Source organism: Variovorax sp. CCNWLW186, assembly GCF_037203865.1.
Taxonomy (GTDB): domain Bacteria; phylum Pseudomonadota; class Gammaproteobacteria; order Burkholderiales; family Burkholderiaceae_C; genus Variovorax.
Map to the genome: position 1 here is coordinate 305,042 of NZ_JBBCBO010000003.1, position 25,392 is coordinate 330,433.

A 25,392-nucleotide genomic window follows, 5' to 3' on the forward strand; every position below is an offset into this window, starting at 1 on the left:
AGAAAGAAAGACGAGGCTTCGATGACCCGCACCATCGCGCAAAAACGCGCCGACTTCCGCGCCCTTCATGAGCAGGGCTGCTTCGTCATTCCCAATCCTTGGGACACGGGCAGCGCGCGCTACCTCGAAGGCCTTGGCTTCAAGGCGCTGGCCACCACCAGTTCGGGCTTCGCATGGTCGCACGGCAAGGCCGACGGCGGACTGGAGCGCGGGTTGATCCTCGCCCATCTGCGAGAGCTGGTCGCGGCCACCGACCTGCCGGTGAACGCCGATTTCGAGAACGGCTTTGCCGCCGATGCGCAGGGCGTTGCCGAAAGCGTGCGGCTTGCGGTCGAAACCGGCGTGGCCGGCCTTTCGATCGAAGATTCGACCGGCGATGCCGCGAACCCGCTCTTTCCTATCGAGGTGGCGGTAGAGCGGCTGCGCGCTGCGCGCCAAGCCATCGATGCGGCGGGCGGCGACACCTTGCTGGTGGGCCGCGCCGAGAATTTCTTCGCGGGCCGGCCCGACCTGGACGACACCATCGCGCGGCTCAAGGCTTATGCCGAAGCTGGCGCCGATTGCCTCTACGCACCCGGCATCAAGACGCGCGAGCAGATTGCCGCGGTGGTTGCGGCGGTGGCGCCGAAGCCGGTCAACCTGCTCGTCGGCTCGACCAGCGAACTCACCATGCAGGACATCGCCGAACTCGGCGTGCGGCGCGTGAGCGTGGGCGGCGCGCTCGCGCGTTCGGCCTGGGGCGGGTTCATGCGCGCCGCGCGCACGCTGGCGGAAGAGGGACGCTTCGACGGTTTTGCCGGCGCCGCGATGGGCAGCGAACTCGACGGCTTCTTTCGTCCGTTCGGAAAGAGATAAGCGAAGAGGACCCCAGGCCCGACATGGAAGCGCTGCTCGCGGAAATCCGCAGCTGCATTGCCTGCGCGGCCCACCTGCCGCTGGGGCCGCGGCCGGTGGTGCAGGCCAGCGCCAGTGCGCGGCTGCTGATCGTCGGCCAGGCGCCGAGCCTGACGGTGCACACCACCGGCATGCCGTGGAACGACAAGAGCGGCGAGCAGTTGCGCCGCTGGCTCGGCATCGACCGCGAGGTGTTCTACGACCCGGAGCGCGTGGCGATCATGCCGATGGGCTACTGCTACCCGGGGCGTGGCAGCAGCGGCGATTTGCCCCCGCGCAGGGAGTGCTCCGCGCTATGGCACGAACGCCTGCTTGCGCAGATGAAGCACATCGAACTGACACTGCTCATCGGCCAGTATGCGCAGCGCCACTTCCTGGGCAGCACCAGCAAAGGCGGTGTGACGGAAACCGTCGAGGCCTTTGCGGAGTACGCACCGCGCTTCATTCCGCTGCCGCATCCGTCGCCGCGCAACACGGGTTGGTTCAAGCACCATCCGTGGTTCGAGCGCGACGTGCTGCCGGTGCTGCGCGAGCGCGTGCGGCAGGCGCTGAGGAACACCGGTTAGCCGGTCTTGCCGACCTTGCGAATAGCGTTCTTCCGCGCCGCGGGCCGCCGCGGCGGCTTTGTCTCCAGCACCAGTTCGGCCGGCAACGTGTCGTTCCACGATTCGGTGAAGTAGGCGCGGTCGCTCGGCACGAGCTGAGGCAAGGCCTCGCGCAACAAACTCAGCGACTGCTCGGCCGCCTTCAGGTCGCCCGCATGCGCCGCATACCAGGCGTGCTCGAACAGCAGGCTGCAATGCTGCAGGCCGGGGTAGCGCCGGCGGCCGGCCTGGTGATCGGCCAACCGCGCCTGCGCCACCTCGACCCAGCGCGCAGGCCAGTGGGCCGCATCGAACGCGTCCGCAAGCGGTCCGGCGAGCGTCGATATCGCGGCAGGGTCCAGCGGCTTCTGCGTGCGGAATTGGGCGAGCGTGGGTTGCGGCTCTGGGCGGCAATGGCCCCGCGCGATGCGCATCAGGTAGATCGCGTTCCAGGCGGAGCGACCCTGGCCGTCGGTGTGGCCGCAGAGCCATTCGCTGAAGGCAATCCACTGCACGGCGCGGCGCGTGGTGTCGGCATTGCCGTCGTGCGCAAGGGCTGGCAGGTCGGAGAGGCCGACGCGGTCGAACAGCCATGCGGCCATGCCCATGTTGGCGGCCACGTGCTGCGCCGCGTCGAAGGAATGCGACTCGAAGGCTGCGGCCAACGCCTCGCCGAAGCGGCGCAATGCCTCTTCGGCCAGTGCCGCGGCGGCGGGCTTGTCGTCGGCGGCAAGCCCCAGTGCGCGCGAGCGGCACACCAGCGCCCAGAGGTTGCACCACTCGAAGCGCACGTCGGGGTGGTGGCGCAGCACCAGCCCGCGCGCCGCGTCGCCGGCCATGCCGCCCAGCAGCGATTCGGCCAGCGGCAGGTCGCGCGCGGTGTAGGCGCACCAGGCCGAGACGATGCATTCCATCGCACCCAGGTAGTCGTTGCCCGCCACGTGGTGCGCGAGGCGCTGCTTCTTGAGCGCCTGCAGCCTGCGGCGAGCTTGTTCGTTGTCGCCGAGCCGGCGCCACAGCATGGCCTCGTTGAGCGTGACCAGCGCGCGCTGGAAGTCGGTGGCGGCCAGCGTGCCGGCCAGGCGGATGGACTCGAGCGCGCTGGCCGGTTGGCCCGGCGTGCCGCCACCCGCCACCGGCGCCATGAGCCGGCCTTGCCGCGCCGCCTGCTGCGAGGCGACCAGTTGCTTCCAGAACGCGGCGTCTTGCAGGTGCACGGCATCGGGCGGCATCGGCGAGCCTGGCTCCGCTGAAGCCAGCTTGCGCGAACGCAGCCCGAGAAAAGACGCCACTTCGGCCGCCGTGGCGGCGCGGCCGCCGACCAGCAGGCGAACACGCTTCGCCTCCGCCGCGGGCAACCAGAAGGGCCCTTGGCTGCGCCGTTCGTCGTTCAGGAAGCGCGGCTCACGCTGCGTGTCTTCGCCCCAGCCCACCTCGACACTCCACGCCTTGAAGTCGCGGAAGGCACGGCTCACCACCATGCGCAGCGTGCTCGCGCCGGTGACTTCGCCGCGAAGGTCTGACAGCCGCACCAGGCCGCCTTCGGCATCGTGCGCGTGCTTCATGCGCGCAAGCAGCCAGAGCGACTGGAAGGCCGCGCGGCGGCCATCGACTGATTGCGGCGAGGTGAGTTCGATGGAAAGCGGGGTGGGAGCAGCGGGTTTGGGCACGCCCCGGATTGAACCTCAAATTGCGCGTCGGCGTTTGAAGGTCGAGGCGGTTTTCTTTCAGTACTTGTCCCGCTCCGTCAACGCTTGGACCTGGCTGCGCCCGATGCCCAGGTCTCGCAGCTCGTGGTCGCTCATGCCGGCCAGATGCTGGGAGTCGGCGCGGTTGCGGCGGTGCTCCGCGGCGCGGCGGCGCCAACTGCGCAGGGCATGCATCAGGCGTTGATGAAAGGGCGAGTGCGTTGGCGCTGTCACGATGGGCTCCTTGTTGGGGAGCGCCGATCTTGCGGCGATGCATGCTATTGTGGAAGTTGAGATTCCTGACACTTCCAATCAGCATTCCTGATGCGACAACTCAACCTCGACCAGCTTCGTACGCTCATTGCCATTGCCGACCTTGGCACTTTCTCGGCGGCCGCCAGTGCGCTGCACCTTGCCCAGCCCACCGTGAGCCTGCACATCAGCGAACTCGAATCGCGGCTGGGCACATCCCTGGTGGTGCGCGGCAACCGCCGTGTCACGCCCACCGCGGCTGGCGCGGCGCTGGTCGAGCGCGGACGCAAGCTGCTGCGCGACACCGACGACGCCATCGAAGCCGTCAAGCGCCAGGCCGAAGGCCGCACCGGCCGCGTGCGCCTGGGCACTTCCACCGGTGTGGTGGTCGACCTGCTGCCGCAAGTGCTCGAGGCCTTGGGCGTGGGGCATTCAGGCATCGACGTGGAGGTGAGCATCCTCGGCTCGAACGACGCGATGTCTCGGCTGGCGGCGGGCACGCTCGACATCGGCCTGGTGGCCGTGCCGCAGCCGCCGCTGCGCGATCTGGTCGTGACGCCTTGGCGCGACCAGGCCATGATGGCCTTCGTTCCGCAGCGCTGGAAGGCGCCCAAGCGCGTGACGCCCGCATGGCTGGCGGCGCAGCCGCTGATCTTCAACGAGGCCACCACGCACATGTACCGGCTCACCATGGAGTGGTTTGCAGCGGCGGGCTTCGCGCCCCGCGCGCGCATCGAGCTCAATTACGACGCGGCCATCCGCAGCCTGGTGGCGGCCGGCTATGGCGCCGCGCTGCTGCCGCTGCAGCAGTCCACCGACGCGGCGCTGAACGAGCGCATGCAGATCTTGCCGGTCACGCCCAGGCTCACGCGGCGCCTCGGCATTGCGCACCGCCAGCGTGCCACGCTCGACGGCGCCACGCTCAGTGTGTTGAAGGTGCTGACGGAGTTTCGCCAGCTCTGATTTCAGCTGCTGCGCGTGGGCTCGTTCGGAAGGCCTTCGATTGGGCACTCGGCAGTGCCGATGGTGCTGCGCGTGAACGACTCCACCTGCTTGCGCGCAGCTTCGGGGTCTTCGATCCACTGCTTGTAGAAGTCGAACGGGCATTTGGCCACGCCCTTGTCGCCGTCGCCCGAATTGATGACGCCGGTGTAGCCGCGGTGCATGAGCTTGAACAGGTGGTTCTGCGACTGGCCGTTCTTGCGCGCATCGCGTATCAGCCCCATGGAAAGCTCGGCGTAGTTGATGCCCATTTCTTCCTCGCCGCATTCGCCGAGCGTGCGGCCGTCGAAGCCGATGATGGCCGAATGCCCGAAGTACGAGTACACGCCGTCGAAGCCCGCCGCGTTGGCCACCGCCACGTAGGTGTTGTTCATGAAGGCCATGGCCTTGGACACAAGAATCTGCTGCTCCTTGGCCGGGTACATGTAGCCCTGGCAGCGAATGACGAGTTCGGCGCCGCGCATGGTGCAGTCGCGCCAGATCTCGGGGTAGTTGCCGTCGTCGCAGACGATGAGGCTGATCTTCATGCCCTTGGGGCCGTCGCTCACGTAGGTGCGGTCGCCCGGGTACCAGCCCTCGATGGGCACCCACGGCATGATCTTGCGGTACTTCTGGACGATTTCGCCCTGGTTGTTCATGAGGATCAGCGTGTTGTAGGGCGCCTTGTCCGGATGCTGCTCATGGCGCTCGCCGGTCAGCGAGAACACGCCCCACACGTTGGCGCGGCGGCAGGCGTCGGCAAAGATGGCGGTCTCCTCGCCGGGCACGGTGGCGGCGGTGTCGTACATCTCCTTCTCGTCGTACATGATCCCGTGCGTGGAGTATTCGGGAAAGATCACCAGGTCCATGCCCGGCAGGCCCTTCTTCATGCCGACCAGCATCTCTGCGATCTTGCGGGCGTTGTCCAGCACCTCGGCCTTGGTGTGCAGGCGGGGCATCTTGTAGTTGACGACCGCGACGCCCACGCAATCGCTGCTGCTCGAAATATCACCATGTCGCATGACGCTGCTCCTGAAGGATGGTTGAGAAACAAGAAAAAAAGCCCGGCCCGGCGTTGTTCCGGTTCGGGCTTGTCTGCGGTGCGGCGGGTTCGTGTCGTCGAAGCCGATTGTTCTCAACTCAGCGGGGGCTGCCCATACGTCATTTCGCTGATTGCGGCGGGGGCGTTCAGCGGGGCCGCGCGTAATCGGATTCGATCCAGGCCGTGGCGCTGGACGTGGTGAGCCTGAAGGCCGGCGAGACGTTGACGCTGGCAAGCTCGGTGTCGTCCGCATCGTCATGCGCGGTGAGCGTGGCGGAGGGGCTGTCCTCGTCGGGAACGATGGCGAGCGACACGCGCACGCGCTGGTCGTTGCGGGCGGTGACGGTCACGCTCTTGTTGAGCGTGGCGTGCAGCTGCTGCTCATGGCGGCGAATGACTTCGGCGGCGGTCTTCACCAGCGTCGAAAACGCGGGCCCGTCGAGCGGCTTGGGGTTCTTCTTGTCGCGGCCCATGGTCCATGGGCCGACCAGCGCCGGCTCCGGGTCTCCGTGGCGCGTCATCTCGACGGCCCAGCCGTCGTCTTCCTCGTTCTTGATCACGCGGGCGGCCCATTGGCCGTCGCGCCAGAGGCGGGCTTCCTGAAGGGGGAGGGTGTCGTCGGAGTCGGTGGTGGAATCTGTGGCTTCGGTCATTCGGGTGCTTGTGTTCGTGTGCGCCTCATTTTCGCCCGTGCCGGCGAACGGGCGCTCAGAACACCGACAGACCGGTGCGCGCAACGAAGAGCTCCAGCGCCTTCATGCCGAGCAGCGAGTTGCCCGTGGCATCCAGCGCCGGCGACCAGACGCACAGCGTGAGCCGGTCGGGCACCACGGCCACGATGCCGCCGCCCACGCCGCTTTTGCAGGGCAGGCCGATCGAAAACGCCACATCGCCCGCCGCGTCGTAGGTTCCGCAGGTGAGCATCAGCGAATTGATGCGCCGTGCCTGCCGCTCGCCGGTGACTTCGGCCTGGCCGTCGATCGGATGCGCACCGTCGCGGCACAGGAACGCGGCCGCACGTGCGAGCTGGCGGCAGTTCATCCGCAGCGCGCACTGGTGAAAGTAGGTGTCGAGCACATCGGCGACGTCGTTGTCGATCTTCCCGAAGCTCTTCATGAAGTTGGCGAGCGCGATATTGCGAAAGCCCGTGGCGGCTTCGGACTGCGCCACCTCGTCGTCGAACGCGATCGGCTCTCCGCACAGGCTGCCCATCAACGCAAGAATGTCGGCCTTGGCGCTGCCGCCGTTGGCGCGCGCTTGGCTCACGAGGCGGTCGGCGACGGCAATGGCGCCCGCATTGATGAACGGATTGCGCGGCTTGCCGTGCTCGTTCTCCAGCTGCACCAGCGAGTTGAAGGGGTTGCCCGAGGGCTCGCGTCCGATGCGCTCCCACAGCGCATCGCCCATGCGCTGCATGGCAAGCGTGAGCGTGAAGAGCTTGGACACGCTCTGGATCGAGAACGGCGTTTCGGCGTCGCCGGCAAAAGCCTCGGCGCCTTGGCAGGTGCGCAGCGCAATGCCGAGCTGCTGCGGATCGACGCAGGCCAGCGCGGGAATGTAGCTGGCCACCGTGCCGGCCTTGCCCAGCAGCGGCCGCAAGGTGGCGACGATGTCGTCGAGCACCGGCTGGAAGTCTGCGTCTTTCATGGCCGTGCCTTTCGCCGGTTGACCATCACGATGCCCAGGCCGACACCCACCAGCGCGAGCATCAATTGCAGCGTGAGCGGTTCGCTGAGCAGCACCACGCCGAACACCAATGCGAACAGCGGCGTCAGAAAGCTGAACGACGACATCTGAGTGGCGGGGTAGTGCCGCAGCAGCCACATCCAGGTGAGATAGCTCGCGAACGCGCCGATCACGGTCTGCAGGCCGATCGACGTCCACGCCCAGGCCGAATACGAGAAGCCCCACTTTTCTCCCAGCAGCAGCGAGATCACAGGGCACACCGCCGCGGTCACGCCCACCTGGTAGAACAAGGCCTTCTCGGCGCTTGCGGTGGCAAGCTTCGTGGTGCGCAGCGCCAGCGTGGTCAGGCCCCAGAGCATGCCGCCCACGAGCCCCATGGCATCGCCCAGCAACTGGTTGGAGCTCGAGTGCCCGAAGCCCTCGCTGAACGCGAACACCACGGCGGCGAAGGCGATGACGAGGCCCAGCCATTGCAAGCCCCGCAGGCGTTCGGCCGGCACCCAGCGCGGCAGCAGCAGCGACACCCAGAAAGGTGCGGTGTAAAGAAAGACCGTGAGCCGCGAGGCCGAGGTGTGCTGCAGGCCCAGGTAGATGCAGGCGAACTCGCCCGCGAACAGCAGCCCCACGAGCAGGCCGCCCGGCAGCGTGCCGTCGCGCTCGAAGAGCGGCACGCGGCGCCACACGCACCAGAGCCACAGCAGCACGACGGCGCCCACCATGCGGATCGTCGCCTGCCAGAGCGGCGGCACTTCGGTGACTGTGGTCTTGATGAGAATCTGCTGCAGCCCCCAGAACGCGCAGCATGCGATGAGAAGGCCGATGGCGAGGGAGTCGAGATGGGTCTTGCGCTGGATCATTCGTTCTTGTCTGCCTGCGATTCTTGATTGGTTGTCTGTTCGTCGTTCAGCGGCCGGCCACGGGGTACGGAGGCTTGCCGCGCGTGCCCACCATCAAGTCGGGCACGACGGTTTCGACATCGGGCATGGCGCGCGCGGCACGCTCCAGCCGCCTGGCCAGTGCGGCCGAAGGCACGCAGCCCTGCAGGTAGACCCAGCGCCGCTGCAAGATGACCCAGACGCTGCCGCGGCGCACGCCCGGCACTGCATCGAGGGCGGCGCGCACCTTGGGCGCCAGCGGTTTGTCGTAGCGGTAGGCATTGCTGTCCGCGCACTTGCCGGCGAGCCAGCAACTGGTGCCGCGCTCGAGCCGCGAATGGGTCTGCTGGCGCCGCTCCTCGCTTGTGTAGAAAGGGCCTTCGGGCACCGCACAGCCGGGCAGGCCCGACGAGACCTGAAAGAACGGGTCATCGAACCAGTTCTGCTTCGGTGGCGCCGAGCCGTCCGCACCGCTGGCCTGCTGCGCTGCCGCGTGGTGCGCGGCGGCAGCCAGCAGGAGCAGCGCTGCGGGCGCAACCTTCATAGCGGATGCTCGGTGTAGAAGCGCCCGCCATGAAACAGCAGCGGCGAGGCGCCCGCGTTGTGCGTGCAGCGCTCCACCTCGCCGACGAAGATCACGTGGTCGCCTTCGTCGTAGCGGCTGCGGTTGAAGCACTCGAAGCTCGCCGCCGCGCCCGCCAGCACCGGCGCACCGCCCAGGCCTTCGGTAAAGGCCACGTCGGCCCAGCGGTCGATGTTCTTGGCGGCAAAGCGCTCGGCCAACTGCTTCTGGTTGGCGGCCAGGATGTTGATGGCGTAGTGCGAACCGGTGCTGAGCGCCGGCATCGAGCCCGCCGCGCGCGCCAGGCTCCACAGCACCAGCGGCGGTGCGAGCGACACCGAGTTGAACGAATTCGCCGTGAGGCCGACCAGCACGCCCTCGGCCGAACGCGCAGTGACGATGGTCACGCCCGTGGCGAACATGCCGAGCGCGCTGCGGAATTCTTCGGTCGAGAAGGAAGGCGGTTGCGCCTGGGCGGGAGCGTTCACGGAAAAGCCAGAGAGTGCGCAGGATGACGCCGCTCTATTCTGGCCGAAGGCCGGGCGGGCCGCCGACCGGCGCTTTCAGGGTGCGACTTATCTTTCTGGTGATCAGATTAGATTTCTGGTCGCTGCGTCGCCGTACGCATGGAAACATATAGGGAAAGCTCTCATATTTTCCTATTAACTTAACACTGATAAGATTAAATCGCGCCCTGCCACTGCCGGGGGCGAGCCATAAAAAGGAGACGACATGCTCGGACGACAACTCTCTCGGCGCCTGCGGCAGTGGGTGCCGCTCGCCTTGCTCGCGCTCTTCTGCGCCGCGGCTTCGGCCGCCGGCGCGTACCCGGACCGGCCGATCCGGCTGGTTGTGCCCTACACGGCGGGGGGCATCAGCGACGTGCTGGCGCGAACGCTGGCCGAGCGCATGCGCAAGGACCTGGGCCAGCCGGTCATCGTGGACAACAAGCCCGGGGCCAACACGGCACTGGGTGCGCGCCTGGTGGCTTCCGCCGAGCCCGACGGCTACACCGTGCTGTTTGCCACCGGCGCCACGGCGGTGCTGAATCCGCTGCTTTATCCCAAGCTGTCCTACAACCCCGAGAAGGAGCTGCAGCCCGTGGCCCGCATCGCTGTTACGCCGATCGTGATGCTGGTCGGCAACAGCTCGCCGCACCACACGCTGCGCGGCTTGATCGCCGAAGCCAAGGCGAAGCCGGGCAAGCTCAACTACGCATCCACGGGCACCGGCAGTTCGCTGCACCTGGCCGTCGAACTGCTGCAAAGCGCAACCGGTGTCTCGCTGGTGCATGTGCCCTACAACGGCAGCGCCCCGGCCCAGGCCGCATTGATGGCCGGCGACATCCAGTTCTTTGCCGACTCCACGGGCAGTGCCATGGGCCTGGTGCGCGGCGGCAAGCTGCGTCCGCTCGCGGTGACCACCCGCGAACGACTGCCGGCCCTGCCCGAGGTGCCGACGGTCGCCGAGAGCGGCTACCCCGACTACGAGGTCACCACCTGGTTCGGCCTCATGCTGCCCCGCAACGCGCCGCCCGACGTGGTGAGCCGGCTGAACGCCTCCGTGGCACAGGCGGTGGCCGACCGCAGCTTCCGCGACCAGTTCGAGGCGCTCGGCCTGGTGGTGCCGCCGGCGCTGACGGCCGCCGAGTTCAACACCTACATCGGCCGCGAGCGCGAGCGCTGGGCCCCGCTGATCCGCGCCAAGCAGATCGTCCTCGAGTAAGTCTCACTGAAAGTCATTGCATGTTCGAAGCCAATCTTTTGCGCGGCAAGCGCATCCTCGTGACCGGCGGCGGCTCGGGCCTCGGCCGCGAGATCGCCGAGCGCTACCTGCAACTGGGCGCCGAGGTCCACATCTGCGGCCGCCGCCAGCCGATGCTCGACGCCACCGCCGCCGAGCTCATGGAGCGCCACGGCGGCGTGGTGCGCGCGCACGCGGTGGACATCCGCCATGCCGATGCCGTCGATGCCATGGTCGAGCGCATCTGGGCCGAGCACGGCCCGCTCGACGGGCTGGTCAACAACGCGGCCGGCAACTTCGTCAGCCGCACGCAGGACGTGTCGCCGCGCGGCTTCGATGCGGTCGCCAACATCGTGCTGCACGGCACCTACTACGTCACCCACCACGTCGGGCGGCGCTGGATCGCCACCGGCCACAAGGGCTCGGTGATTTCCATCGTCGTGACCTGGGTGCGCACCGGCGCGCCTTTCGTGGTTCCGTCCGCCATGAGCAAGGCCGGCGTGGACGTGATGACCAAGTCGCTCGCCATCGAGTGGGGCCGCTACGGCATCCGGCTGAACGCCATCGCCCCGGGCATCTTTCCGACCGAAGGCGCAAACAGCCGGCTCAGCCCCAAGGCTGCGTGGGAAGACGGCGCGGTGCGCAACCCGATGAACCGGCTGGGCCGCATGCCCGAGCTGCAGAACCTGGCGGTGTTCCTGATGGCCGACGGCGTCGAGTGGATTACCGGCGAAACCATTGCCATCGACGGCGCAGGGCATCGGCAGAACGGCGCGTCCTTCACCGAACTGGCCGATCTGGACGATGAGGCCTGGCGCGGCATGCGCGAGGCGATACGGGGGCAGGACGCACGCGACCGGGCGCTGCGCGAAGCGGCTGGGCCGGATGCCGCGCCCCGGGGCGATTCATGAGGATCGACCGGATCGTCGACGAGGTGGTTGCAGCGGGTCGTGGCGACCACCCCGCTCTGATGCTGGAGGACGGCCGTGCGCTGTCGTATGCGCAACTGGCCGCGCACATCGAAGAAGCGGCGGCTGCGCTCGTGCAGGCCGGCCTCGCGCCGGGCCAGCGCATGGTGCTGGTGGGCGAGAACAGCGAGGACATGGTGGTGCTGCTGCTCGGCGCCATTCGCGCCGGCGGCTGGGCGGTGCCGCTCAATGCCCGCATGTCGGGCGGCGAGATCGATGCGATCTGCGCGCACTGCGAGCCCCGGCTCGTGTACTTCGCGGCCGGCGCATCGGGCGAGGCGCTGACCCACGCCGAACGGCGTGGCGCCGCCGGCGTGCTCGGCTGCGCGCCGGGCGGGCGCCTGCAGCGCTGCGAAGGTCCGGGCACGGGGCCGGAAGAGGCGGCCGACGATGTCGCCCTGATGATCTACACATCGGGCAGCACCGGCCTGCCCAAGGGCGTGATGCTGACCCACGCCAATCTCGACTTCGTCACCCGTGCCTCGATGGTGCAGCAGGTGCTGCTGCCGGAAGACGTGATCTTCCACGCGCTGCCGATCTCGCATTCGTTCGGGTTGATCTCCGCGCTGCTGTGCGCGCTGCGCGCCGGCGCCACGCTGCGCTTGGTGGGCCGCTTCTCGGCGGGGCTGCTGGCCGAGGCGATCACCAGTGGACAGGTGACGGTGTTCCAGGGCGTGCCCGCGATGTACGCGCGGCTGCACGAATGGGCGCAGCAGCAGGGCCGCCCGCTTGCCCCCAACCGGCTGCGCATGGCCTACATCGGCGGCTCGCTGGTCGACGCCACGCGCAAGGCGCAGACCGAGGCGCTGCTCGGCCTGCCGCTGCACCACGGCTACGGCCTGACCGAGTCGGCACCCGCGGCAACCCGCACCTTCGGCCATCCGCCGCCCTCGGACGTGACCGCCGGCTGGCCGATTCCGGGCGTGGAGGTGGTGCTCGCAGATGCAGACGGACGGCCGGTTGCGCGCGGCGAGCGCGGCGAAGTCCTGATCCGCGGGCCCAACGTGATGAAGGGCTACTTTCGCGATCCGGCGCAAACGCGCGCGGCGGTGGATGCCGAGGGATGGCTGCACACCGGCGACATCGGCGTCTTCGGGCCGGCCGGCGATCTTTCCATCGTGGGCCGCAGCAAGGAGATGATCATCCGCGGCGGCTTCAACGTGTACCCGGCAGAGGTGGAGAAGGCGATTGCCGCCTTCGCGGAAGTGGCGCAGTGCGCGGTGGTCGGGCGCAGCGTGGCGGGCGACGAGGAGATCGTCGCCTTCGTCGAGCCGCTGCAGGGCCGCAGCATCGACACCGCGCGGCTCTGCGCCTTTCTGCGCGAACGCCTGGCGCCGTACAAGGTGCCGGCCGAGGTGCATGTGATGGCCCAACTGCCCGCCAGCCCCACCGGCAAGCTGCTCAAGGCGCAGCTGAAGGCGCTGGCGCAAGCCGTGCCGGCGCGGGTGCGGCCCTCGCTCGAGCGGCTGCTGGCGCCGCGCTCGGTGGCGGTGGTCGGCGCGTCCGACAACCCGCACAAGGTCGGCGGCCGGCCGATCCGCTACCTGCTGGAGCAAGGTTTCGGCGGCCGCATCTATCCGGTTCATCCGCGCGCCGGCGAGGTGCAGGGCCTGCAGGCCTACGCGGCACTCGACCAACTGCCTGAAGTGCCCGATGCGGTGGTGCTGTGCATCGGTGCCGATCAGGCGGAGCAGCAGCTTGCCGAGTGCGCGCGGCTGGGCGTGGGGCATGCGCTGCTGTTCGCCTCGGGCTATGCGGAAGTCGGCGCCGAGGGCCGTGCCCGGCAGGAAGCCCTGGCCGGCATCGCCCGGGCCGGCGGTGTGCGCCTGGTGGGGCCCAACAGCATCGGTGTCGCCAGCTTCGACAGCGGTGCGGTGCTCTCCTTCGCATCGATCTACAGCGACCATGCGCCGCTCGACGGGCCGGTGGCCATCGTTTCGCAAAGCGGCGCCTTCGGCGTCTCCGCCTATGCGCTGCTGCGCGAAGCGGGCTGGGGCGTGCGCTGCGTGGCCGCCACCGGCAATGAGGCCGATGTCGACACGGCCGACCTGGTCGATGCACTGGCGCGTCAGCCCGGCGTGCGGCTGGTGCTGCTCTATGTCGAACATGTGCCCGACCCGGTGCGCATGGCCGCAGCGCTCGAAACGGCGCGCCAGCGCGGCGTGGCGGTGCTCGCGGTGCGCTCCGGGCGGTCGGCGCACGGCAAGCGTTCGGCCGATCTGCATACGGGCTCGGCCGGGGCGGCCGGTGCCGGGCTCGACGCCATGTTCGAGTCGCACGGCTGCCGCACCGTGGGCGGCCTTGTCGAGCTGGTCGGCGCCGTGCCGCTTTACCTCGGGCCGGCGCCCGGTGCCGGCGGTGCGGGCGGGGTGCCGCGGCTCGCGGTTGTCAGCAACTCCGGCGCGTCGTGCGTGCTGGCGGCCGACGAGGCGCAGGCCCGTGGGCTGCCGCTGGCGCGGCTGTCAGCGGACGCGGAGCAGCGCCTGGCCGAGCTGCTGCCCAATTTTTCGCTCAACCGCAATCCGGTCGACCTGACGGCGATGCTGCTGGCCGAACCGGCATTGCTCGGCGCGGTGATGCAGGTGGTGCTGCAGGACGCAGCCGTGGACGCCGCCGCGCTGGGCTTGCTGGCGGTGGGCGGGCCGAGCTACGACCTTGCGCGCTTCGTGCGCGAATGCCGGGCCGTGGTAAACGACGCGGCCAAGCCGCTGGCGGTCTACAGCCCGCACGCGCATGTACGGGCGGCCTTTGCCCAGGCCGGCTTCGCGGTGTTTGCCGGCGAGGCCGAAGCCATGCAGGCATTGCAGGCCTTCGCGCTGCACCGCGGCGCCTCGGCCACAAGCCGAGCGGCGCCCTCGGCACTCCCCTTCGATCTTCCGGAACCCCAGCATGCGTGATGCCGCCATCGTTTCCTATGCCCGCACGCCGATCGGCAAGGCCTTCCGCGGCACGCTCAACCTGACGCATGGCGCCACGCTCGGTGCCCACGTGGTGCGGCATGCGGTGGCGCGTGCCGGCATTCCCGCCGACGAGGTGGAAGACGTGATCCTCGGTTGCGCCTTTCCCGAAGGCGCCAACGGCTTCAACGTCGGGCGCATTTCGGCCCTTGCCGCCGGGCTGCCCGAGAGCGTGCCGGGCATGACGGTCAACCGCTACTGTTCGTCGGGCCTGCAGAGCATCGCCATCGCCGCGCAGGCGGTGCGCGCGGGCAGCCTGCAGGTGGCGGTGGCCGGCGGCACCGAATCGGTGAGCTGCGTGCGCGAGCACACCAACCAGTTCATGCGCGAGGAGCCCTGGCTGGCCGCGCACGCACCGCAGGTCTACATGCCAATGCTCGAAACCGCCGAGGTGGTGCAGCAGCGCTACGGCGTCTCGCGCGAGCGGCAGGACGTGTATGCGGCACTGAGCCAGCAACGCCAGGCGGAGGCAGAGGCGGCGGGCCGCTTCGACGCCGAGATCGTGCCGATCCACACCACTGTGCGCCGCCACGAGCGCGACGGCACCACGCGCGACGAGGCCGCCACGCTGGCGCGCGACGAAGGCCCGCGCGCCGGCACCAGCGCCGCAACGCTGGCCGGGTTGAAGCCGGTGCTCGCGAACGGCACCGTGACCGCGGGCAACGCCAGCCAGCTGTCCGACGGCGCGGCCGCCTGCGTGGTGATGGACGCCGACCTGGCGGCGCGGCGCGGGCTTGCTGTGCTCGGCTGGTTCCGCGGCTTTGCGGTGGCCGGCTGCGCACCCGACGAAATGGGCATCGGCCCGGTCTTTGCCGTGCCCAGGCTGCTGCGGCAGGCGGGCCTTGCCGTGGACGACATCGGGCTTTGGGAACTCAACGAAGCCTTCGCGGTGCAGGTGCTCCATTGCGCCGACCGGCTCGGCATTCCGATGGAGCGCATGAACGTGAACGGCGGCGCCATCGCCATCGGGCATCCCTTCGGCATGTCGGGCGCCCGCATGGCCGGCCATGCGCTGCACGAAGGGCGCCGCCGCGGCGTGAAGTACGTGGTGGTGACGATGTGCGTCGGGGGCGGCATGGGCGCCGCCGGCCTGTTCGAGGTGGCCCCGGGCTAGGCTGCCGCGGGCTGGTAGTCCAGCCCCGCGATGAAGATCGAGAACACGTCGTGCCCGATCTTCATCGGGTCCTTGCCGACGATGTCCCAGGCGTTCTGGCGGTCGACCATCACGGTGGCCAGGCCGTGGCAGGCGGTCCACGCGGCCAGCGCCGCCGGCCGCACGCGGGCTAGCGGCACGTTGCGGTGGCTCAGGTAGTCGCCCACGCAGGTTTCCAGAATGCCGTAGGAGCGCGTGGCGGCCTGTTCCAGGTCGGGGAACTGCAGCTTCTGCGGAATGGCCGGGCCGTACATCACCTGGAACAGCGCGGGCCGTTCGAGCGAGAACTGCAGGTGCGCGAGCATCACGCTGAGCAGCCGTTCACGCGGATCGTGCAGGCTGCGCAATGCGCGGATGCGCTGGTCGAACATCATGCGGAAACCCTGCGCGGCAATGGCCGCGAGATAGCCCGACTTGCCCTCGAAGTGGTGAAGCGGCGCCGTCTGCGACACGCCGACGTCGCGCGCCGCCTGGCGCAGGCTCAGCGCGGCAAGGCCCTGCGCATCGAGGATCTCGATGCCGCGCATCACCAGTGCATCGCGAAGGTTGCCGTGGTGGTAGGTCGAGCGTTTGGTTTCCGCGCCCTCCAGCGGCGCACCGGCACCGGATGCCGCCGGACCGGCGGGCGATTCGGCATGCGACCTTGAGGCGGAGGTTTTCTTCATAGGCCTGCGAGCTTAAACCGGCGGCACCTGCGCGCTGCCGCTCAGCCGAAGAACCAGTAGCAGACCGCGATGGCCGCCACCACGCCTGCCAGCTCGGCCAGAAGCGCACAGGCCACGGCATGGCGCGCCCGCTGGATGCCGACGGCGCCGAAGTACACGGCCAACACGTAGAAGGTGGTCTCGGTGCTGCCCTGGATGGTGGCAGCCACGAGCGCGGGAAAGCTGTCCACGCCTTGGCTCTTCATGGTTTCGATCAGCATCGCGCGCGCCGCGCTGCCCGAGAAGGGCTTGACCAGCGCGGTGGGCATGGCGTCGACAAAGCGCGAATCCCAGCCGCCCATGTCGACCAGCCAGCGCAGGCCGCCGAGCACGGAGTCGAGCGCGCCCGAGGCACGCAGCACGCCGACGGCGCACAGCATGGCCACAAGATAGGGCAGCAGGTTCTTCGCGATGTCGAAGCCTTCCTTCGCGCCCTCGATAAAACACTCGTAGACCTTGATGCGGCGGATTGCGCCGGCCAGCAGGAACACGATGATCACGCCGAACAGCGCGAGGTTGCCCATGAGCGACGAGAGCGAGGCGATGGCCGCGGCCGACAGGGTGCCCAACAGTGCCATGAATCCGCCGAGCAGCAGCGCGCCCGGCACCAGGTAGGTCAGCACCACCGGGTCCCACAGCCGCAGGCGCTGCACCACGGCCACCGAGAGCAGGCCCACCAGCGTCGATGCGCTGGTCGCCAGCAAAATCGGCAGGAACACCATCGTGGGATCGCCCGCGCCCTGCTGCGCGCGGTACATGAAGATGGTCACCGGCAGCAGCGTGAGCGACGATGCGTTGAGCACCAGAAACAGGATCTGCGCGTTGGTGGCCGTGACCGGGTCGGGGTTCAGCCGCTGCAGCTCGCGCATGGCCTTCAGGCCGATGGGCGTGGCCGCGTTGTCGAGCCCGAGCGCGTTGGCCGCGAAGTTCATCGTGATGAGCCCCAGCGCCGGGTGCCCCGCGGGCACGCCCGGCATCAGTCGCCGGAACAGCGGCCCGAGCAGGCGCGCGAGCCAGCCGACCAGGCCTGCCGCCTCGGCAATGCGCAAGAAGCCGAGCCACAGCGTGAGCGTGCCGAACAGCAGCACCATCACCTCGACCGCGAGCCGCGCCATGGCGAACAGGCTTTCGACGATGGCCGCAAAGACGGCCGGGTCGCCGCCCACGAGCCAGCGCCCGAGCGCCGCCAGCATCGCCATTCCGAAGAAACCCAGCCACAAGCCGTTGAGCACGCGTGTTCTTTCCCTTTTTTGTGGCGTCGATCATAGGGCTCCGCTGGCGCCTGCCGCGGGCTACAGTGCGGACCATGACAGCCACTTTGCTGATCCGCCGGCTCGCGGCCCTGGTGTGGGCCGCCGTGGCCTCGGCGTGGCTGGCGGGCTGCGCGGGCCTCCCGCCGCCGCAGCCGCGCACGCCGACTGCGGCCATCACCGACGTGGCAGGCACCGCGCTCGGCCAGCTGGTGCGGCCGGGCGCGCCCGACGCGGCGGCATCGCAGTCGGGCTTTCGGCTGCTGCCGGAAGCGGCCTTCGCCTTCGACGCCCGCATTTCCCTGGCGCGGCATGCCGAGAAGTCGCTCGACGTGCAGTACTACCTGATCCAGAACGACGACGTCGGCCTGCTGCTGCTGCGCGAACTGCGCGACGCGGCGTCGCGCGGCGTCCGGGTGCGCCTGTTGGTGGACGATCTCTACACGTCCGGCGAGGACGAGGTGTTCGGCACGCTCTCGGCTTTTCCGAACGTCGAGGTGCGGCTGTTCAATCCGCTGCCATCGCGGGCCGGCTCGCTCGCGCTGCGGCTCCTGCTCTCGATTGCGGATTTCGGCCGCATCAACCACCGCATGCACAACAAGCTGCTGGTCGCCGACAACAGCTTTGCGGTTTCGGGCGGGCGCAACATCGCCAACGAATACTTCATGCGCGGCACGGCGGCGAACTTCATCGACATGGACGTGCTCTCCAGCGGGCCGGTGGTGCGCAAGATGTCCGAGGGCTTCGATCGCTACTGGAACAGCGAGCATGCGTGGCCCATCGAGCGCATCGCGCCGCTGCGCATGACGGTGGACGAGGCGCAGAAGCGCTTCGACGCCATTGCCGGCACGGCGCAGCCCGATGTGCCGATTCGCCAGCGCGACGTGATGGACAGGTCGCCGGTGGGCGAGCAGCTCACCACCGGCAAGGTCGACCTGCGCTGGGCGCCGTTCACGCTGTTCGTGGACGACCCCGCGAAGATCACGCGCGCGCCCGAGGCGGCCTATGCGGGCAGCGTGAACGAGGGCGCGCTGGGCGTCATCAATTCGGCCAGCCATGAGGTCAAGATCGCCTCGCCGTACTTCATTCCCGGCACGCGCGGCATGGCCATGATGAAGGCAGCCATCGCGCGTGGAGGGCGCATCACCGTGGTGACCAACTCGCTGGGCGCCACCGACGAGCCGCTGGCCTACGCGGGCTACGAACGCTATCGCGCCGACATGCTGAAGATCGGCGTCAGCATCTACGAGATTGCGCCGATGCTCTCCGGGCGCTCGGGGCATTTCGGCGACTTCGGCCAGTCGATCAGCCGGCTGCACGCCAAGCTCGCGGTGATCGACGACCAGCGTTTCTTCATCGGCTCGATGAATCTCGACCACCGCTCCGCGGCGGTCAACACCGAGATGGGGCTCGTCATCGACAGCCCGGAACTGGTGGCCGACTACGAAAAGCTCTTGAGCAAGGGCCGCGTGAGCCTAGGCTACCGGCTGCGGCTCGGGCCCAACGGCCGCCGCGTGCAATGGCTGGAATACGACGATGCCGGCGGAGACATCGTCCACGAGGACGAGCCCGGCGAGTTTCTGTGGCTGCGCTTCAAGAACTGGCTGCTGCTGCCGATCGTCGGCGAAGAACTGCTGTAACGCATGCTCAGCTCACTTCGATCAGCAGGCCGGGCCGAAAGCCCTCCTGCTCGCCCTTGCCCTTGTAGCCGAGCGGATTGGCGACCACGCGGCAGCCGTCCTTCACATAGTCGAACGGGCAGTGCAAATGGCCGTGCAGCCACAGCTGGGCGCGGGGAAGCAGCGCATCGAGCGAATTGCAGAAGCCCGCTGTGCCCGGCGTGAGGCCGTAGCGCGGGTCGGCGCTGGCAAGGCTCGGTGCGAAATGCGTGATGGCAACCGTCGTACCGTCGAAAGGCTCGGCCAGTGCCTGCTCGAGCCAGGCCTGGCACAGCAGCGCCTGTTCGCGCATGGCACCGGCCATGAACGGTTGGCCGCCGCGCACCGTGGCGGCCTTTTCCAGGTAGAAGTCGGCGGCACGCATGGCCTTGCCGCGCTTCTTGAGCGCGTCGGCCAAGCCGTCGGTGGGTTCCACCAGTGCGTCGAAGTCGGCCCACAGCGTGGTGCCGATGAAGCGGATGCCGCCGATGACCGCCGTCTCGCGTTCCAGCCACAGGATGTCGAGTTCCTTGCAGAGCGCGCGTAGGCGCTCGTGGGTCTCGTCGAAATCGGTGTTGTCGTACTCATGGTTGCCGGGCACGTAGATCACGGGCACCGGCCAGCCGTTGCGGGGCGAAAAGCGGCCCAGGCCGAAATCGGGGTCCGTCAGGCGGGAGCCTTCCTGGTAGGAGCCGATGTCGCCCGCCAGCACCAGCATGTCGGCGCCGGGCACCGGCTCGGCCTGGAAGCGGGGGTGAGACTCCAGGTGAAGGTCGGAGAGCAGTTGCAGCTTCATCGTGCGGCCAGTCTAGGGGAATGAGCCCATGCAGAAAGCGCATGAAGTGGGGCTTCCAATATTAGGGATAACCCCTATTCTTGGTACATCAACCACTCCAGCGCAGCCAAGAGCAGCGCACTGTCATGTTCAGCCTCATTGCCCAAGTGGCCCGTTTCTTCCGTTCTTCCAATGCCAACGCTTCGGTGAGCCACGCCGCCGCGCTGATGGAAAGCGCCGACGCCCGTGCCGGCCTCGACGCCCACCAGGCGCAGGAACTGCGCGTTGCAGCCAGCGCCTGGCTCTCGGTCATTCGCTAAAAAGCCCGCGGAGGGTCACCCGGGCACCTTCTGCCCGAGGACCGAATCCGCAAAAGCCGCCGCGGCGGAGCGCAACAGCGCGGTGCGCAGCCATTCATGCGAATGCAGATGCTGCGCGCGCCGGTGCCAGATGGCGTCGACATGCACCATCGGCTGGTCGAAGGGCAGGTCGCGCAGCACCAGCTGGTCGTCGATGCCGGTCACGGTCACGAAATGCCGCGGCAGCACGGTGAGCAGGTCTGAATTGGCGACCACACGGCCGGCCGTGAAAAACTGGTTCACCGTCACCACGATGCGCCGCTCCCGGCCCATGGCGCCCAGCGTCTGGTCGATAAAGCCGTAGGGCCGGCCCGAAAAGCTCACCAGCAGGTGCCGGGCGGCGCAGTAGTCGTCAAGGGTGAGCGGTGCATCCGCCAGCGGATGGCCGCGGCGCATCACGCACACATACTGGCCCAGGTAGAGCCGCTGGGTCTCGAACGCCACCCCCACGCCCGATTGCCCGCGTGCCGCCAGGCTGGCGATCACGGCCGGAAAGTAGCCGATCGCCATGTCGACTTCTTCCTGCTCGAGCATCCGCCGCGGATCGCGGGTTGTAAGCGGCAGAACGCGTAGCGAGATAGCGGGCGCTTCCTTCTCCACGATTTGCACCAACCCCGGAATGAGCTCGGCGGCGGTGGCGTCGGCCATGGCCAGGAGGAAGGTGGTGTCGGCGACAGCCGCGTCGAACTCGCCCGGCGCCAGCGTGTGCTGCAGCTGCCGCAGGGCGTCGCGCACGGTGGGCCAGAGCGCCAGCGCGCGCGGCGTCGGCTCCACGCCCGCGCCCGATCGGCTCACCAGTTCGTCGCCGAGCACGTCGCGCAGGCGGCGCAGCGCATTGCTCACAGCCGGCTGCGTGATCGACAGGTTGCGCGCCGCCCGCGTGAGGTTGCGCTCCGCCATCACCTCGTCGAAGACGCGGAGCAGGTTGAGGTCGAGCGTGCGAAAGTTGACGTCCATCAGCGTTGTGAATGATAAACATCAGAAAGATAAAGTGGCGGAACACTAGGGTAACCCCTAATATTCCCCCATCGGCATCAAGCCACTCATCCCACGGAGGGATCATCATGACCAGCTTTGTCCACGTTGACCAACCTACTTCCCATCCCGGCGTCCAGCGCGCCGAGATCCTGTTCGGCCAGATCAAGGCCGCCCGTGCCGGTGCCAGCGGTTCGCGTCCGCTGATCGCGCTGCTCGTCGTCGCCGTGATCGCGGCGGTTCTGGTGGTGGGCGACAAGCTCGTTTCCACCTGGGACGAAGGCGCGCTGCTCGCCGCCTGGGCCGTGCTCTGCGGCGCGGTCTTCGCCGGTATCGCACTGTTTGCCAGCTCGCTGCGCGCCCCGGCCAGCAAGGTTGCGGCCCTGTGGAACGCAGCCGCCCAGCGCCGCGCCGCCAGCCGCGCCGACGCCCGGTTTCTTGCCACCGCGCACAGCGACCCGCGCGTGATGCAGGAACTGCAAGCCGCCGTCTGGCGCGAGCAGTCGGAAGGCAAGGCTTCCCCTGCTGCCGTCGCCAAGGTCGACGCGCTGGCCCGCAAGGCCGCACGTCCCAACGATGCCCGCATGCCGACGCTCTACGAAGCCATGCGCCGCATGAACAGCTCGCGCTACTACTGATCCATCGATCGCTTCGCTAGCCGAGTCATGAAAAAGCCGCCCTTGGGCGGCTTTTTTTCGTTGGTGCGGCTTGCGCCGCACGGTGGGGAGCGTCAGGCCGCCAGGCGCTGCTCGATGGCTGCCTTGGTTTCCGGCAGCTCCTTCGGCAGGTGGTGCGCCAGCTGTTCGAACAGCTCGGTGTGCAGCTTCAGCTCGGCCTGCCACGCGGCCTTGTCGATGTTGGTGACGGTGGCGTACTGCTCGGCGCTGAAATCCAGGCCGGTCCAGTTCAGGTCTTCATAGCGCGGGCTCACGCCGAAGACATGGTCCACACCCTCGGCCTTGCCTTCGATGCGGTCGATGATCCACTTGAGCACGCGCATGTTCTCGCCGTAGCCCGGCCACACGAACTTGCCGTCCGGACCCTTGCGGAACCAGTTGGTCGTGTAGATCTTCGGCTGCTTGGCGCCCGATGCTTCCAGCTTCTTGCCCAGGTCGAGCCAGTGCTGGAAGTAGTCGCTCATGTTGTAGCCCATGAAGGCCAGCATGGCGAAGGGATCGCGGCGCACCACGCCCACCTGGCCGACGATGGCGGCGGTGGTTTCCGAGCCCATGGTGGCAGCCATGTAGACGCCTTCGGTCCAGTTGCGGCCTTCGGTCACCAGCGGCACCGTGGTCGAGCGGCGGCCGCCGAAGATGAAGGCGTCGATCGGCACGCCGGCCGGATCGTCCCAGGCCGGGTCGAGCGCGGGGTTGTTGGTGGCCGCCACGGTAAAGCGCGAGTTCGGGTGCGCGGCCTTGGCGCCGGTTTCCTTGGCGATCTGCGGCGTCCAGTCCTTGCCCTGCCAGTCGATCAGGTGCTCGGGCAGCTTCTTGCCGGGCACGTCGTCTTCCAGGCCTTCCCACCACACGTCGCCGTCATCGGTGAGCGCCACGTTGGTGAAGATCACGTCGCGGTCCAGGCTCTTCAGGCAGTTGGGGTTGGTCTTGAGGTTGGTGCCGGGGGCCACGCCGAAGTAGCCCGCCTCGGGGTTGATGGCGTACATGCGGCCATCCTTGCCGGGCTTGATCCAGGCGATGTCGTCGCCAATGGTGGTCACTTGCCAGCCGTCGAAGCCGGCCGGGGGCACCAGCATCGAGAAGTTGGTCTTGCCGCAGGCCGAGGGGAACGCGGCGGCCACGTGGTACTTCTTGCCCTCCGGCGAGGTCACGCCCAGGATGAGCATGTGCTCGGCCAGCCAGCCCTCGTCGCGGCCCATGGTGGAGGCGATGCGCAGCGCAAAGCACTTCTTGCCCAGCAGCGCGTTGCCGCCGTAGCCCGAGCCGTAGCTCCAGATCTCGCGCGTTTCGGGGTAGTGAACGATGTACTTCGTCTTGTTGCAGGGCCAGGTGACGTCCTTCTGGCCCGGCTCGAGCGGTGCGCCCACGGTGTGCACGCAGGGCACGAACTCGCCGTCGGCGCCGAGCACTTCGTACACGGCCTTGCCCATGCGGGTCATGATCTTCATGTTGACCGCCACGTAAGGCGAGTCCGAAAGCTCGATGCCGATGTGCGCAATGGGCGAGCCGAGCGGGCCCATGCTGAAAGGCACCACGTACATCGTGCGGCCCTTCATGCAGCCGTCGAACAGCGGCTGCAGCGTGGCGCGCATTTCGGCCGGGGCCATCCAGTTGTTGGTGGGGCCGGCGTCTTCCTTCTTTTCGGAGCAGATGAAGGTGCGGTCTTCGACGCGCGCCACGTCGCTCGGGTCGGACGCCGCGAGGAAGGAGTTGGGACGCTTGGCCGGGTTGAGCTTCTTGAAGGTACCCGCGTCGACCAGCTTCTGGCAGAGGCGGTCGTACTCTTCCTTGCTGCCGTCGCACCAGTAGATGGCTTCGGGTTTGCAAAGCGCGGCCATGTCGGCCACCCAGGCAATCAGTTTTGCGTTCTTGACGTATGAGGGTGCCTGAATGGCAAGGCCCTGCATCGTGGGTGCGTTCATCGGAAATCTCCTAAGTTGAAAAATCGTCTTTCCGAACGGGACGCCGCGCCATCGAGGCACGGAGGTCCGTTTGAGAAAACGTTTCGCGTTGGGAGACTGCGTCAACGCGGGCCGCAAAGCCCGCGGACGAAGACGCTAATGCCTGTCAGGCCAAATAGACAGCGATGGATGCAAGCAAAAGCATCAGCACGCCGCCGGCCAGCGGCAGGACGAGCGGCATCAGGTGCACGACCGATTCGACGGCGTCTTTTTCAACGGCGGCCGCGTGGTGCGGCTCGACGGGCGTAGGGTTGGACATTGAAAGTACCTCGAATACACAAATACAAAACTGCGGGCATTTTACCGATGGGCCCGGGCCCGGCGGTCTAGGGGCTTGCCTGGGCCCCTTCAGTGCTGCTCTTCGGCCTCGAAGCCCGCGTCGTGCAGCGCGCCCAGCACGCTGGCCAGATGCGCCCGTCCGCGGGTCTGCAGCACCAGTTCGATATCGACATTCTGCGCTGCCAGCATGGTAAAGGCTCGTTGATGATGAACCTCATCGACGTTAGCGCCCGCTTCCGCCACAGTGGCCGTGATCTGGGCCAATGAGCCCGGCACATCGCGGGCGCTCACCCGCACGCGCGCCAACCGCCCGGCCCGCACCATGCCGCGCTCGATGATGGCTGCAAGCAGCAGCGGATCGATGTTTCCGCCCGAAAGCACCAGCCCCACGCGCTTGCCCCTGAAGCGCTCCGGATGCCGGATCAGCGCCGCAAGGCCCGCCGCGCCGGCCCCTTCGACCAGCGTTTTCTCGATTTCGAGCAGCATCAGCACGCCTTGCTCGATGTCGCCTTCGTCGACCAGCAGCAGGTCGTCCACATGTTTGGCGATGATTTCGCGCGTGAGCACGCCGGGCGTGCCGACCGCAATGCCTTCGGCGATGGTGCTCTTGCCCTGCAGGTGCTGCGTGCCCTTCACGGCATTCACCATGCCCGGAAAGCGCGTGGTCTGCACGCCGACGATCTCGATGCCGGGCCGACGGTCGCGCGCTGCAACGGCCATGCCGGCAATCAGCCCGCCGCCGCCGACCGACACCACGAGCGCGTCGAGATCGGGCACCACGTCGAGCATTTCGAGCGCCACGGTGCCCTGTCCCGCGATGATGGCCTCGTCGTCGTACGGATGAACGAAGGTCAGGCCTTCGCGCTCGGCCAGTTCCAGCGCATGCGCGCGCGCCGCGTCCAGCGTGTCGCCGTGCAGCACCACTTCGGCGCCAAAGCCGCGCGTGCGCTCTATCTTGACGCCGGGCGTGAAGCGCGGCATCACGATGAGCGCGCGCAGGCCGAGCCGCTGCGCGTGATAGGCCACACCCTGGGCATGGTTGCCGGCCGACATGGCAATGACGCCGCGCGCGGTTTCCTTGCCGTCGCCAGCGGGCCCGTTCTCCGAAAGATCGACCAGCTTGTTGCACGCCCCGCGTTCCTTGAACGAGGATGTGAACTGCAGGTTCTCGAACTTCAGGAAGACCTGCGCGCCCACGATCTCCGAGAGCGTGCGCGACTCGACGCAGGGCGTATTGAGCACCTGACCCTGCAGACGCGCCGCGGCGCGCCGGATTTCTTCGATTCCGACCATGGCGGGCATTGTGGCTGGAATCGCACCATCAGGGTTTTTACCGTTCCGGCGTCTTCCCCAAGCTAAAAGTCTGCGT

25 protein-coding genes are annotated in these 25,392 nt (G+C 68.1%); 10 read left to right on the top strand and 15 right to left on the bottom strand.

From position 1 onward, the window contains the following. Window positions 1–21 precede the first annotated feature (21 nt). Together V9K97_RS05720 and V9K97_RS05725 are read left to right on the top strand one after the other, a co-directional pair. Entirely contained in the window at window positions 22–855 is an 834-nt protein-coding gene (locus V9K97_RS05720) for an isocitrate lyase/PEP mutase family protein (protein ID WP_337316889.1), read from the top strand. A gap of 23 nt (window positions 856–878) precedes the next feature. Continuing rightward, the gene (locus tag V9K97_RS05725) at window positions 879–1,460 is read left to right on the top strand and encodes a uracil-DNA glycosylase family protein (RefSeq protein ID WP_337316891.1); all 582 of its coding nucleotides are present in this window, start codon (window positions 879–881) and stop codon (window positions 1,458–1,460) included. On the opposite strand, the gene V9K97_RS05730 is transcribed toward V9K97_RS05725, so the two are convergent. Beyond that, complete coding sequence (locus V9K97_RS05730; RefSeq protein ID WP_337316893.1) at window positions 1,457–3,148, bottom strand: hypothetical protein; 1,692 nt, start codon at window positions 3,146–3,148, stop codon at window positions 1,457–1,459. The genes V9K97_RS05725 and V9K97_RS05730 overlap by 4 nt on opposite strands. 57 nt (window positions 3,149–3,205) lie before the next feature. Beyond that, window positions 3,206–3,400, bottom strand: a complete 195-nt coding sequence (locus tag V9K97_RS05735) for a DUF1127 domain-containing protein (protein ID WP_337316894.1) — start codon at window positions 3,398–3,400, stop codon at window positions 3,206–3,208. A gap of 90 nt (window positions 3,401–3,490) precedes the next feature. Here V9K97_RS05735 and V9K97_RS05740 point away from each other — a divergent pair, with 90 nt between their 5' ends. After that, window positions 3,491–4,381, top strand: a complete 891-nt coding sequence (locus V9K97_RS05740; protein ID WP_337316896.1) for a LysR family transcriptional regulator — start codon at window positions 3,491–3,493, stop codon at window positions 4,379–4,381. A 2-nt stretch (window positions 4,382–4,383) separates the two neighbouring features. Here V9K97_RS05740 and V9K97_RS05745 read toward each other — a convergent pair whose 3' ends face one another. The 6 genes from V9K97_RS05745 to V9K97_RS05770 form a co-directional block, all read right to left on the bottom strand. Beyond that, window positions 4,384–5,421: an aliphatic amidase gene (locus tag V9K97_RS05745; RefSeq protein WP_337316898.1), complete on the bottom strand. Its 1,038-nt coding sequence runs from the start codon at window positions 5,419–5,421 to the stop codon at window positions 4,384–4,386. 166 nt (window positions 5,422–5,587) lie between these two features. Beyond that, window positions 5,588–6,094 carry a hypothetical protein gene (locus V9K97_RS05750; RefSeq protein ID WP_337316900.1) on the bottom strand — a complete coding sequence of 169 codons (507 nt, stop codon included), beginning with the start codon at window positions 6,092–6,094 and terminating at the stop codon, window positions 5,588–5,590. A gap of 55 nt (window positions 6,095–6,149) precedes the next feature. Next, window positions 6,150–7,088: a glutaminase gene (locus tag V9K97_RS05755; protein WP_337298398.1), complete on the bottom strand. Its 939-nt coding sequence runs from the start codon at window positions 7,086–7,088 to the stop codon at window positions 6,150–6,152. Next, on the bottom strand, window positions 7,085–7,984 hold the full coding sequence (locus tag V9K97_RS05760; RefSeq protein WP_337316902.1) for a DMT family transporter: 900 nt from the start codon (window positions 7,982–7,984) through the stop codon (window positions 7,085–7,087). The genes V9K97_RS05755 and V9K97_RS05760 overlap by 4 nt, the downstream gene beginning before the upstream one ends. Before the next feature lie 46 nt (window positions 7,985–8,030). Beyond that, window positions 8,031–8,546 (bottom strand): BON domain-containing protein, encoded by a 516-nt coding sequence (locus V9K97_RS05765; protein ID WP_337316904.1) that lies wholly within the window; start codon window positions 8,544–8,546, stop codon window positions 8,031–8,033. After that, window positions 8,543–8,986, bottom strand: coding sequence for a flavin reductase family protein (locus V9K97_RS05770; RefSeq protein WP_443302713.1), 444 nt, complete (start codon window positions 8,984–8,986; stop codon window positions 8,543–8,545). Before V9K97_RS05770 ends, V9K97_RS05765 begins: the two co-directional genes overlap by 4 nt. 310 nt (window positions 8,987–9,296) lie before the next feature. Between V9K97_RS05770 and V9K97_RS05775 the strand changes: the two genes are divergently transcribed. Genes V9K97_RS05775 through V9K97_RS05790 form a run of 4 tightly spaced genes read left to right on the top strand, consistent with a single transcriptional unit; the run spans window position 9,297 to window position 15,346 of the window. Next, the gene (locus V9K97_RS05775; protein WP_337316908.1) at window positions 9,297–10,289 is read left to right on the top strand and encodes a Bug family tripartite tricarboxylate transporter substrate binding protein; all 993 of its coding nucleotides are present in this window, start codon (window positions 9,297–9,299) and stop codon (window positions 10,287–10,289) included. Between the two features lie 20 nt (window positions 10,290–10,309). Next, window positions 10,310–11,218, top strand: a complete 909-nt coding sequence (locus tag V9K97_RS05780) for an SDR family oxidoreductase (RefSeq protein ID WP_337316910.1) — start codon at window positions 10,310–10,312, stop codon at window positions 11,216–11,218. Beyond that, window positions 11,215–14,172 carry an AMP-binding protein gene (locus V9K97_RS05785; protein ID WP_337316912.1) on the top strand — a complete coding sequence of 986 codons (2,958 nt, stop codon included), beginning with the start codon at window positions 11,215–11,217 and terminating at the stop codon, window positions 14,170–14,172. The genes V9K97_RS05780 and V9K97_RS05785 overlap by 4 nt, the downstream gene beginning before the upstream one ends. Further along, complete coding sequence (locus tag V9K97_RS05790) at window positions 14,165–15,346, top strand: acetyl-CoA C-acyltransferase (protein ID WP_337316914.1); 1,182 nt, start codon at window positions 14,165–14,167, stop codon at window positions 15,344–15,346. Before V9K97_RS05785 ends, V9K97_RS05790 begins: the two co-directional genes overlap by 8 nt. Here the strand turns inward: V9K97_RS05790 and V9K97_RS05795 are convergent. Together V9K97_RS05795 and V9K97_RS05800 are read right to left on the bottom strand one after the other, a co-directional pair. Next, the gene (locus tag V9K97_RS05795) at window positions 15,343–16,050 is read right to left on the bottom strand and encodes a TetR/AcrR family transcriptional regulator (protein WP_337316915.1); all 708 of its coding nucleotides are present in this window, start codon (window positions 16,048–16,050) and stop codon (window positions 15,343–15,345) included. The two genes, V9K97_RS05790 and V9K97_RS05795, sit on opposite strands and share 4 nt — an antisense overlap. Window positions 16,051–16,091: 41 nt before the next feature. Next, window positions 16,092–17,321: a nucleoside recognition domain-containing protein gene (locus V9K97_RS05800; RefSeq protein WP_337316917.1), complete on the bottom strand. Its 1,230-nt coding sequence runs from the start codon at window positions 17,319–17,321 to the stop codon at window positions 16,092–16,094. A 74-nt stretch (window positions 17,322–17,395) separates the two neighbouring features. Here V9K97_RS05800 and V9K97_RS05805 point away from each other — a divergent pair, with 74 nt between their 5' ends. After that, complete coding sequence (locus tag V9K97_RS05805) at window positions 17,396–18,979, top strand: phospholipase D family protein (protein ID WP_337316919.1); 1,584 nt, start codon at window positions 17,396–17,398, stop codon at window positions 18,977–18,979. A gap of 7 nt (window positions 18,980–18,986) precedes the next feature. Here V9K97_RS05805 and V9K97_RS05810 read toward each other — a convergent pair whose 3' ends face one another. After that, entirely contained in the window at window positions 18,987–19,793 is an 807-nt protein-coding gene (locus V9K97_RS05810; protein ID WP_337316921.1) for a metallophosphoesterase, read from the bottom strand. Window positions 19,794–19,918: 125 nt separating this feature from the next. Here V9K97_RS05810 and V9K97_RS05815 point away from each other — a divergent pair, with 125 nt between their 5' ends. Further along, window positions 19,919–20,092 carry a hypothetical protein gene (locus V9K97_RS05815; protein WP_185868077.1) on the top strand — a complete coding sequence of 58 codons (174 nt, stop codon included), beginning with the start codon at window positions 19,919–19,921 and terminating at the stop codon, window positions 20,090–20,092. A 15-nt stretch (window positions 20,093–20,107) separates the two neighbouring features. Here the strand turns inward: V9K97_RS05815 and V9K97_RS05820 are convergent, their stop codons facing one another. Further along, a complete protein-coding gene (locus V9K97_RS05820) occupies window positions 20,108–21,088 on the bottom strand; it encodes a LysR family transcriptional regulator (RefSeq protein WP_337316922.1) in 981 nt (326 codons plus the stop codon). Between the two features lie 107 nt (window positions 21,089–21,195). Between V9K97_RS05820 and V9K97_RS05825 the strand changes: the two genes are divergently transcribed. After that, window positions 21,196–21,744 (top strand): hypothetical protein, encoded by a 549-nt coding sequence (locus tag V9K97_RS05825; protein WP_258503295.1) that lies wholly within the window; start codon window positions 21,196–21,198, stop codon window positions 21,742–21,744. A 92-nt stretch (window positions 21,745–21,836) separates the two neighbouring features. On the opposite strand, the gene V9K97_RS05830 is transcribed toward V9K97_RS05825, so the two are convergent. From V9K97_RS05830 to V9K97_RS05840, 3 genes are all read right to left on the bottom strand, one after another. After that, complete coding sequence (locus V9K97_RS05830; protein WP_337316925.1) at window positions 21,837–23,705, bottom strand: phosphoenolpyruvate carboxykinase (GTP); 1,869 nt, start codon at window positions 23,703–23,705, stop codon at window positions 21,837–21,839. Window positions 23,706–23,850: 145 nt separating this feature from the next. Next, on the bottom strand, window positions 23,851–24,003 hold the full coding sequence (locus V9K97_RS05835) for a hypothetical protein (RefSeq protein WP_165442056.1): 153 nt from the start codon (window positions 24,001–24,003) through the stop codon (window positions 23,851–23,853). Window positions 24,004–24,092: 89 nt separating this feature from the next. After that, a complete protein-coding gene (locus V9K97_RS05840) occupies window positions 24,093–25,316 on the bottom strand; it encodes a threonine ammonia-lyase (RefSeq protein WP_337298406.1) in 1,224 nt (407 codons plus the stop codon). Window positions 25,317–25,392: the final 76 nt, after the last annotated feature.